Genomic DNA, 9,372 nt, shown 5'->3' on the forward strand with positions numbered 1-9,372 from the left:
TAAGTCTATTTCAGGTTTCAGTGGTTGGCGGGTTGATTTTCGTGAGGTAGTCGGCGAGGGAGTTCAGGATCTCGTCGGCGGTCTTGGTCCAGGTGAAGGGCCGGGGGTTCTCGTTCCATCCGTCGATCCAGGCCGTGATGTCTTGCTCCAGGGCCTTCACGGAGGTGTGCACGCCGCGGCGGATGAGCTTGTCCGTCAACAGGCCGAACCACCGCTCGACCTGGTTCATCCAGGAGGAGCCGGTGGGGGTGAAGTGGATGTGGAAACGCGGGTGTTTCCCCAGCCACGTCTTGATCTCGGCGGTGTTGTGGGTGGCGTAATTGTCACAGACCAGGTGGACGTCGAGGCCGGCGGGCACGACCTTGTCGATCCGAATCAGGAACTTCTTGAACTCGATGGCCCGGTGGCGGCGGTGCAGTGCTGATATGACGCTGCCGTCGGCGATGTTGAAGGCGGCGAACAGGCTGGTGATGCCGTGCCTGTAGTAGTCATGGGTGCGCCGCTCGGGCATGCCGGGCATCATCGGCAGAACCGGCTGGGACCGGTCCAGCGCCTGGATCTGGCTCTTCTCGTCCACGCACAGCACCACCGCTTTCTCGGGCGGGTTGTGGTATAGGCCGACGACGTCGACGACCTTCGCGACGAACTGCGGGTCGGTGGAGAGCTTGAACGCGTCCTGGAGATGGGGCTTGAGGTCGAACTTCTTCCAGATCCGCCCGATGGTGGACTTCGACAGCCCGGAGTGCTTCGCCATCGAGGCCCGCGACCAGTGGGTGTCCTTGCCCGGGGAGGACTCCAACGTCGCCGTGAGCACGTCCTCCACCTGGTTCAGCAGGATCGAGGGCGGCCTGCCGGGGCGGGCCTCGTCAATCAGCCCGTCCAGCCGCAACCGGATGAACCTTGACCGCCAGCGGTTCACCGTGCCCGGTGCGACGCCGAGTTCAGCGGCGATCTCCTTGTTGGTCCCGCCCTCCGCACATCGCAGCACGATCCTCGCCCGCAGCGCCAGGAACTGCGCGGTCTTCGCCCGCCGCGCCCAGCGCGTCAGCTCGGCACGCTCGGCCTCGCTGAGCACCAGCTCCGGCTTGCGCCGGCCCGGCCGAGGCTCGTCCACCAGGCCCGCCACCCGCCGGACCACGAACCGCGAGCGCCACTTACGCACCGTCTCCGTGGACACCCCGAAGTCCGCCGCCACAGCGGTGTTGGAACCACCCTCGGCACAGGCCAGGATGATCCGGGCCCGCTCCGCCACACGAGCCGACACCGCACCACCCACCGCCCAACGCGCCAACTCCGCCCGCTCCTCAGCAGACAACACGACTTCGACAGCACGAGGACCCCGAGACGCCATGAAAACAGCCTACAGACTTAGTCTCGCCATTTCCGGCGCAGGACACTAGCTGGCCCCACCGGGCCGCCCAATGTCATTTCTCACACCAGCGGAGCACCCCCACCTCCGAAGAACCGAGGTCAACCTGTCTGATTGTCACGCAGTTGCCGAGCGGGGAATTCGTCCTTGACCGGACTGAGTCGGTCGGCGTCGACTTCCCCACCATTGGCGGCAGCGCCGAAGTCAGCCTGCTGGCCAGTAACGCCGATGACCCTTCGCAGCTGCACGGGCACGGAATCGACCTCGGGGCGAGCGTAGCCTGGGGTGCCGGCGTGAACGTAGGTATTGAGTTCGGAAATGGCGCGGAAAATTCCAAGGGGAAGCAAGTGTGGACGGCTCACGGAGGGATTGAATAGTGCAGAACTAGAAGTCTCCATCGGATACAATTTCACCGGCGCTACTGGTATGATCAACGAGGCCATCGGTGGTCTGTTCAGCTAATGTCTGAACCCAGCGATTTAAGACCTCGCAAACGGATGAAAATGAACCTTGCAGCGAAATTCAGTGACGACATCATTGTCAGGCTGGGCTTTGCCCCCTTCATGCTGATAATTGGCCTTCTGTTCCTGACTAACTACAGGGGGGTCATTGATTATGCCTACTTCAAGAGTCAGGGGAAGGTGGCCACTCCTGCCTGGGTAATCCTTTTTCGTATAGGCGGCTCCTTTTGGGTGATCGCTGCAATCACCTTGCTCATCGGGATCTGGTGACGACTGCGCGGCCATGCTGCGGCTATAGGAGGTCACTGGACTGACCTCGATTCTTCGTGTGTCCCGAACGGGGTCTGTCAACGCTTTATCAATGACCCGACCCGCATGGCACTGTCTCCGCGCCGACCGGCGTGCTACTGGCTCTCTCCGTACTGCCACTGCCGACCGGTCCCCCCCCGTACTCCGCAACCGTGATCACCTCGCTACCAGGGGTCATCCGCGACACGTACAACACACTGTCCAGATGGTCGAGCTCATGCGCGACCAGCCGGGCAAGACCGTCAGTGAATGTCGCTGTCCGGGCCTGTCCGTCGAAGTCCTGATACTCAACCCGCAACACCCGCGGACGGGGAACCTTCCCGCGGACGTCGAAGAAGGAAAGGCAGCCTTCATACTGCTCATCGACCTCCAGCGACGCATCCACCACGGTCGGGTTCAAGAGAACGATCATGTCCCCGTCAGGAGGTCGGACGATCGCCGCACGCGAAGCGAAGCCGACCTGGGGCGCGGCCACCCCCATGCCCTTGCTGAAGTTGTGCACTTCCGCTGCACGATCGGCAGCCGCATGGAGCGCCGCCACGACCTCCCGCGCGGCCAGTGCCTCCCCGGGGAGGTCGAAGGGCCGTGCGGGCTGAGTGAGCGCAGGATCGCCTTCCTGCACGATCCCGATGGACTTCATCGTGTCGCTCGCGGTGGGCGGAGTGGTCACCGGCGCGCTCCTTTCCTTGCTTCCGAGAGGCCGCGTGCCTCATGTCCCTGAAGCTGGTCCGCGGCGTCTACCTGCACGTCAAAGAAGCTCCAACACCCCTCGTACTGCTCATCGGTCTCGCTGGACTGCTCAATGACCCGGGGATTCAGAAGGGTGATCACTTCGCCGTCGGCGGTGCGGACGATTGCCGCTGCTCGATCAATCCCGAGCTGAGGTGCGGCCACTCCCATACCTTTGCTGAACTGATGGATGCCCGCTGCCCGCTCGGCTGCCGAGTTCAGCTCCGCCACGACTCGCCGTGCGTCGTCGGCTTCGCTGGGCAGGTCGAACGCTCGCGCAGTCCCTGGCGCTGGTGAGCATGGTCGGTGCGGTCTCCTCGTGCTCAGGTCGGGCGCGGAACTTCCACGCCAACCGGTACCGGGCGTGAAAGCGGCGGATCGTCCGTGGTCCACGAGTAGATGCGCCGGTCGTCGGACGCATCCTGACGGATCGCTGTGCGGAAGGGAAAGGCGGCCGCCGTCATCGTGGTCTCAGTCCCCCAGACAGCCGGGTCCAGCTCGGCAGGGAAGTTCAGGCGTACGCTCAGGCGCTCAGTCGGGAGTCGTACCGCACGCTTGGACCAGGTGCCCCACTTGTCATCCCGCACGGTGTAGGAGTACTCGATCCACGTCGTCTCGCCCGGATAGAGCGGATAGCGGCCGTAGTCATTCTCGAAGAGAAGCCACAGCTCCTTGAACGCGTCCCGGTCATGCTGGACACGCCATCCGATCGGCTCGTTGCCGACCTTCGCCGTGAGCCCGATCTCTTCCCACGTGAGCGGATTCTCGCGGTAGAGCCGGTTCGACTCTTCCGGGCTTCCGGGGTAGCGATCGACGGAGATACGGATCAGGTAGCGCGCGATCGGGTCCGGCTGGCGTTGTAGAGCTGCCGACGCTGCGTCGCTCGGTACGTCGTGCCGTCGTAGTACGGCTCGGCGTCGTCGTGTTGGACGATCACACTCGCCGGTTGGCTGTCCGCTGCGGAACCGTCGGGAGCTTGCTGGTGCGGAACCGCCTCGCTGCGGGCCTGGGGCTCGATCTCGTTGAACGTCCGGCGAAGTGCTCCGCCAGCATGAAGGACGCGGTCGGCCTGCTCGGCGAATCCTCGCGCTGGCCGTTGCTGACCGCCCTCGACCTTGGACACGTACGAAGGTGTGTAGCCAACTGCCTTTGCCAAGGCGGACTGCGAAAGCCCCCGGACATCTCGCCGCGCGGGCCGCGCTGATCTATCAGCACATGATCGCCGACCGGGACCGTGCCATTGCCGATCGGCTGGGAGTCATGATCCGCCAGAGACAGGGCGGCGCGGAGTCCTAGTGGTACGTCCGTGGCACGGCCACGATCACGGCAAAGGGCCAGTTCGAGTGGATCACCCCTCTGAACTGGCCCTTAGTGCTGTGCCCCCGGCAGGATTCGAACCTGCGACACCCGCTTTAGGAGTGGGATCGAATCCGTGCCGGACGGTTCCAGACCGTGCCGCGCGGTGCCGTTCTGCCTGATCAGCGGCGCGCGGCACGGTGCCTGATCCTGAGTGTGCTGCCTGGTACTGACCCGTCCGCTCACGCATCGCGCACGCATGAAAGGGACGTGCCTCCTGGGCTTGGTAGCTTCAGGACGGTGCGGTTAGCCCAGTGGAACTGGGTGAGAAGGCGGCGAGTGAGCTGAACATCCGGATGCTTCGGTCCCAGCTCTCGGAGCCCCCTCTCCAGGAGGTCCGAGAGGATTGCTATGCCTCCCGCAAGATCGCCAGACTTCCCCTTCCAGTAACCAAGATTGTGAAGGAGCGTGCGGATAGTCGGATGGCTTGCCTCGAGGTCTGATTCCTCCTCCAGGAGGGTGGTGTAATCCATGATTGCTCCTGAGATGTCACCAGAGCACCCCTTCCACCAGGCAAGACTTGTGCGCAGGGTGCGAGTGGCTTCGTGGCCCGAGCCGAAATGCTGGCTTAGTCCCTCCACTAGATCGGTGTATTGATCGACCGCTCCTACTGCGTCCCCATTTCTGCCGCGCTGCTCGATGAGGCTGGCGAGCCCGTTCAGAAGGACTTCAAATTCTCCCTCCGTCATGTGCTCGGGATCGATGTCCTGGAGCCGGACGGTGAGCACCTCCTTGATTCCATTGGCGGCTAGTGCCGACTCGCCGACCATGCCTTGCCAGTAGGTGACGTTATGGCGAATATCTAGGGTGAGATGGTCGGTTGCTCCGAGGTATTCCGCAGCATCTTCAGCGACCTTCGTGAGTTCTTCTACGGCAGTCGCTATTTCCCCGGATTCCCCCTTGACGTTAGCTAGGACCCGGCGAGTGGCCAACGTGAGGTGGCTGGTCGGCCCGACTGTGCGCTGCAGGTCGCCCAACAGATCTTCGAGTGTGGCGGTAGCGGTGCCCAGGTCTCCTCCGAGCCACTGCCAGTAGGCGAGGTTGTGCCGCATCGCCAACGTGTGTTTGCTGTCTGGCCCTACTAGGCGATCGGCATCCCTTGCCAGTTGGCGAAAATGATCAATTGCGGCGTCGAATTGACAGTCGGCCCCAAGGGTGCTGCCAAACTGTGCGAGCAATGGGTGGGGGTCGGGGCCCCATAGATCGCCTTGTGCATTCTGGATCAACGCATGAGCATTGGCAAGAAAATCCCGTCTTTCGGTTATGTCATCCCGGTACTTGCCGACGGTAGCCAAAAGCGAATCAGCGGCTGAGCGGATAGTTTCAGCGTGAACGACGGGTGAGAGCGACTCGCGTGTGGCCCGCTGGACGAGTTGATGCACTCGAATGCGATGATGGGGTGCTTCCAGGGAATGCTCGATCAAGCCGAGACGGTGCAGGACTCGCAAGGCTGCACGCGCCTCGTTGCCAGAAACACGGCGATCCGATTGATTTTCCTCACGGCAGGCCCTGTGAGTGGTGAGGTAGGCGAGGGCTGGCTGGCTGGTGAGAATGGGTTCAGGGAAGCCATTCGGGTCCATGGTCGACGCGATCTGGAGCACAGGCCGGGCCAGTCCGGCTGGCCGCAAGGTATCGGCGCGGTCCAGGGACAGGCTCCAGGCAGCGGCCACGGCGTGGGTTTGGTCGTCAGGCAGGACATCAGGAGCAGCATCGGCAAGAGAAAGGGTGCGATCAGCCAGCATGCCCCGGTAGGTCTGGCAGCTGATGCCGGCATCTATGAGGTAGGCGGCAGCCTGGGACAAAGCAAGCGGCAGCTTGCCCAAGTCGTCGGCGAGGGAAGTGAGCTGATCTTCGGGTTCGACGCGATTATGAGCGGCCAGGGCGCTCGTGAGGTAGGCAAGGGCTTGGGCTTCAGTGAACAGGCCGATCTCGATCAGGCGTCTACCGCCCCCGCTCAGGGCGGCGTCCTTGCGGCGGGTGGTGACCAAAGTTTGGCCGTGCGGGCTGGTCGGCGGCCACCATCCACTCAGGTCGACGGGGTCGGTGAGGTCGTCCAGAACCACGAGCCAGCGGCACGGGCTCGGCTGCGACTTGGGCTCAAGCCAGGCGAGGAAAGCCCTCGCCGCCTCTGGGCCTGGGGCGGCGCCCAAGATTTCCACCGCTGCCTGGGCATAGCCGGCCATGACGGCCCTGCGGCTGCTCGCGGTGATCCACACCAGCACATCCAGCGCGCCGGCCTGCCAGGCACTGCGCGCGTAGTGGGCAGCAAGCTGGGTCTTACCAACTCCGCCCATTCCTGTTAGCACCCTGCCTGCAAGAGGCTGGTTGGCCGATTCGAGGTCCACTGTTCCACTGGCTGGCATCCGGGCCAGCCGGCTGGTCTCGGCTCGGTCCTGGAACCATGCTGCCTCCGCGGGGATCACCCCGACCTGATGCGGCCATGCGACAGGTGTGCGCGGTGCGGCGTAATGGTGTTGGTGGACTTGGCCGATGTGTCCGGCGGCGACGCTGTGGTCTGTTGCAGTGGCGGTCGCGTAGGCGGCTATATCGGTGGGAGGCGGGCTCGCGGTGAAGCTGCCGGGTGTGGTCAGCCCTGGGCCCGGACCGGGCTGACGAGGGCGGACCGCAGATCCGATCGTCACGTCTCCGATGGTCAATGCCGCCGCCGAGCCGTCCTCTGCGCGGATGTCGACGTTCCCGCCGACGGCGGTTCCGCCGAAGGCCACCGCCCTGTGGACACCGGCGGCTGCGACTGTGGAGGACTGCAGCTTCTCCACCAGCTCCTCCAGCTCCTGGGCGAAGCCAGGGTCGCGTTCCGCAGCGTCCTCCAAGGAATCGGCAAGCCGTCGCCAGGTCCGCTTCGTCAGCTCGAGCAGTTCCTGCTGGGCTTCCTCGGTCGCACGCGTCAGCGCAGCGTCGTCACCGAGTCTGCTGCTGACTAGATCGTGGAGGCGATTCAAATCAGCGTCCAGCGAGCGGCCAACCTTCGCTTCCGCACGTTCGCCCACCTGGTCGGCCCTGCGGACCGGGCATGCGAACACGAATCCGACCGCGGCCTCGATCCCTACCACCGCTTACCTCACTTCAGTGTTGACCCTGCATCAGGCAGCGCATCCACCGTAGTTCCCGGGCTGGCCGATCAGTCAGAATCTGACATCGGCACCGTGGCTGGAGCGCTCTCTTGGTGGGAACCAGAGGCGACGGCGGTGCGTATCTGATGGTGTGACGCGTCGTGGGCGCCGGAGCCACGCGTGCCACGGCGGATCTGATCTTTCGGGAGAAAGGGTGAGGAATGCTGTCGGAGGCAATGATTGCGCTGGCCACGGCGGGAGGCACTGCGGTGGTGCAGGCCGCAAGCACGGAGGCGTGGGCAGGATTCCGCCAGAGGATGGCCCGTTGGTTTGGTCGTGGAAACCCGCAGCGCGAGCAGGCCGAACTGGAGCGCCTAGACGAGACCGCACGCGAACTGGAGGAGGTCGAGAATACCGAGGCAGAACGGGTACGCATCCGCTTTGAGGCCGCATGGCAGGCTCGTATTGAGGTACTGCTGGACAGCCTGGACGACACCGCGCAAGTCCGGGCCGCCGAGGAGTTGCGTGCGCTGCTGGACCAAGAGTCATACCAAGACCGGGTATGGGCCGGAAGTGGCGGGGTGGCTGTCGGTGGCAAGCTGGTCATCCGCGCCGAAGGGGGCTCGATCGCAGCGGGCACCATCCAGGGAGGCGCGCACGTAGGTTACCCTCCGGCCCGGGACCCGTCCCAGGGATGAACCCCGTCACCGTCCGCCGCAGGCACAGATAAGCACCGCGCCCGATGCTGCGTATGTCGCCTCCTGCTGTCAGTCCGCTCGCGCATCGTGTACACACCAGATCCAGGTCACCCTGCGACAACTATGCGGAGCAGCGGGACGTCGGCGCCCTGTCTCCCCCGGGCGGGCGGTAGGTATCCACTGGTGGCAGTGTGAAACCACTGGCTGACTGACTCCGCCGTGTGGTGAGCTTGGCTTGTGGGTTCTAGTGTCCTGAGTCGTTAGTTCGTGTGCAGTATGCGGCGAGGGTTTCGAGGATCTCGTCTGCGGTCTTGGTCCACACGAACGGCTTGGGGTTCTTGTTCCACTCGTTGATCCAGCCGCGGATGTCGCGTTCGAGCTCGACGACGCTGCGGTGGGCCGAGCGGCGGAGTTTGCGGCAGGTCAGCTCGGCGAACCAGCGTTCGACGAGGTTGAGCCAGGATGCCGAGGTGGGAGTGAAGTGCAGGTGGAAGCGGGGGTGTCGCAGCAGCCACTTCTTGACCGCTTCGGTCTTGTGGGTGGCGTAGTTGTCCAGGACCAGGTGCAGGTCCAGGTCCTTGGGCACGGCGGCGTCGATGGTCTTCAGGAAACGGAGGAACTCCTGGTGGCGATGGCGTCGGTAGTGCTGGGCTATGACCGAGCCGGAGGCGATGTCGAGTGCGGCGAACAGGCTGGTGGTGCCGTGGCGGACGTAGTCGTGGGTCATCCGCGCCGGCGTCGTCGGTGCCAGCGGCAGCACGGGCTGGGTGCGGTCCAGGGCCTGGATCTGCGACTTCTCGTCCACCGCCAGCACCAGGGCGTTCTCGGGCGGGGCGAGGTAGATGCCCACCACGTCGCGGACCTTGGTCACGAACTGCGGGTCGGTGGACAGCTTCCATGTCTGCACGATGTGCGGTTTGAGGCCGAACGCCCGCCAGATTCTGGAGACTGCGGACTGCGACATGCCCGCAGCCTGGGCCATCGACCGCGTCGACCAGTGCGAATCCCCCGAAGGGGGTGCCTGGTCGAGGGTCCGGGCGACCAGGGACTCGACCTGCTCGTCCGTGATCCTGCGCGGGGCACCCGAGCGCGGAGCGTCGACGAGTCCCTCAAGACGGTCGGAAGCGAACCTGGACCGCCACTTGCGCACCGTCTCCCGCGAGATACCGAGCTCCTGCGCGACCTGCGCGTTCGGGCGGCCCTCGGCGCACGCCAGCACGATCCTCGCGCGCAGCACCAAGGCCTGCCCCGCGGTCCGCTTGCGCAACCAGCCTCGCAGTACGCGGCGTTCGCGCTCGGACAACTCCAATGACAACGGCTTCGGGCCCGGCATCCCCCAACCCTACAACCGCCAATGAACTACCGACTCAGGACACTAG

At 64.5% G+C, this 9,372-nt stretch carries 9 protein-coding genes; 2 read left to right on the plus strand and 7 right to left on the minus strand.

Annotated elements, in window-relative coordinates; translation table 11 throughout:
• Positions 1-10 precede the first annotated feature (10 nt).
• Together FVS66_RS14210 and FVS66_RS14215 are read right to left on the minus strand one after the other, a co-directional pair.
• Positions 11-1,351, minus strand: a complete 1,341-nt coding sequence (locus tag FVS66_RS14210; protein ID WP_187645521.1) for an IS630 family transposase — start codon at positions 1,349-1,351, stop codon at positions 11-13.
• Between the two features lie 119 nt (positions 1,352-1,470).
• Positions 1,471-1,731 carry a hypothetical protein gene (locus FVS66_RS14215; protein ID WP_149181557.1) on the minus strand — a complete coding sequence of 87 codons (261 nt, stop codon included), beginning with the start codon at positions 1,729-1,731 and terminating at the stop codon, positions 1,471-1,473.
• Between the two features lie 141 nt (positions 1,732-1,872).
• Here FVS66_RS14215 and FVS66_RS14220 point away from each other — a divergent pair, with 141 nt between their 5' ends.
• Positions 1,873-2,100 carry a hypothetical protein gene (locus FVS66_RS14220; protein WP_149181558.1) on the plus strand — a complete coding sequence of 76 codons (228 nt, stop codon included), beginning with the start codon at positions 1,873-1,875 and terminating at the stop codon, positions 2,098-2,100.
• An 88-nt stretch (positions 2,101-2,188) separates the two neighbouring features.
• Here FVS66_RS14220 and FVS66_RS14225 read toward each other — a convergent pair whose 3' ends face one another.
• From FVS66_RS14225 to FVS66_RS14240, 4 genes are all read right to left on the minus strand, one after another.
• A complete protein-coding gene (locus FVS66_RS14225; protein ID WP_149181559.1) occupies positions 2,189-2,809 on the minus strand; it encodes a peptide deformylase in 621 nt (206 codons plus the stop codon).
• Positions 2,806-3,039 (minus strand): peptide deformylase, encoded by a 234-nt coding sequence (locus FVS66_RS35455; RefSeq protein WP_262386993.1) that lies wholly within the window; start codon positions 3,037-3,039, stop codon positions 2,806-2,808. The genes FVS66_RS14225 and FVS66_RS35455 overlap by 4 nt, the downstream gene beginning before the upstream one ends.
• 655 nt (positions 3,040-3,694) lie before the next feature.
• On the minus strand, positions 3,695-4,024 hold the full coding sequence (locus FVS66_RS35945; protein ID WP_262386992.1) for a helix-turn-helix transcriptional regulator: 330 nt from the start codon (positions 4,022-4,024) through the stop codon (positions 3,695-3,697).
• 382 nt (positions 4,025-4,406) lie between these two features.
• A complete protein-coding gene (locus FVS66_RS14240; protein ID WP_149181561.1) occupies positions 4,407-7,295 on the minus strand; it encodes an NB-ARC domain-containing protein in 2,889 nt (962 codons plus the stop codon).
• Positions 7,296-7,516: 221 nt separating this feature from the next.
• On the opposite strand from FVS66_RS14240, the gene FVS66_RS14245 reads away from it, so the two are divergent.
• On the plus strand, positions 7,517-7,993 hold the full coding sequence (locus tag FVS66_RS14245) for a hypothetical protein (protein WP_149181562.1): 477 nt from the start codon (positions 7,517-7,519) through the stop codon (positions 7,991-7,993).
• A 244-nt stretch (positions 7,994-8,237) separates the two neighbouring features.
• Here the strand turns inward: FVS66_RS14245 and FVS66_RS14250 are convergent, their stop codons facing one another.
• Positions 8,238-9,326: an IS630 family transposase gene (locus tag FVS66_RS14250; RefSeq protein WP_149181358.1), complete on the minus strand. Its 1,089-nt coding sequence runs from the start codon at positions 9,324-9,326 to the stop codon at positions 8,238-8,240.
• Between the last annotated feature and the right edge of the window lie 46 nt (positions 9,327-9,372).

It is taken from the genome of Streptomyces sp. TRM49041 (assembly GCF_008271805.1).
In the GTDB taxonomy this organism is placed as follows: Bacteria; Actinomycetota; Actinomycetes; order Streptomycetales; family Streptomycetaceae; genus Streptomyces.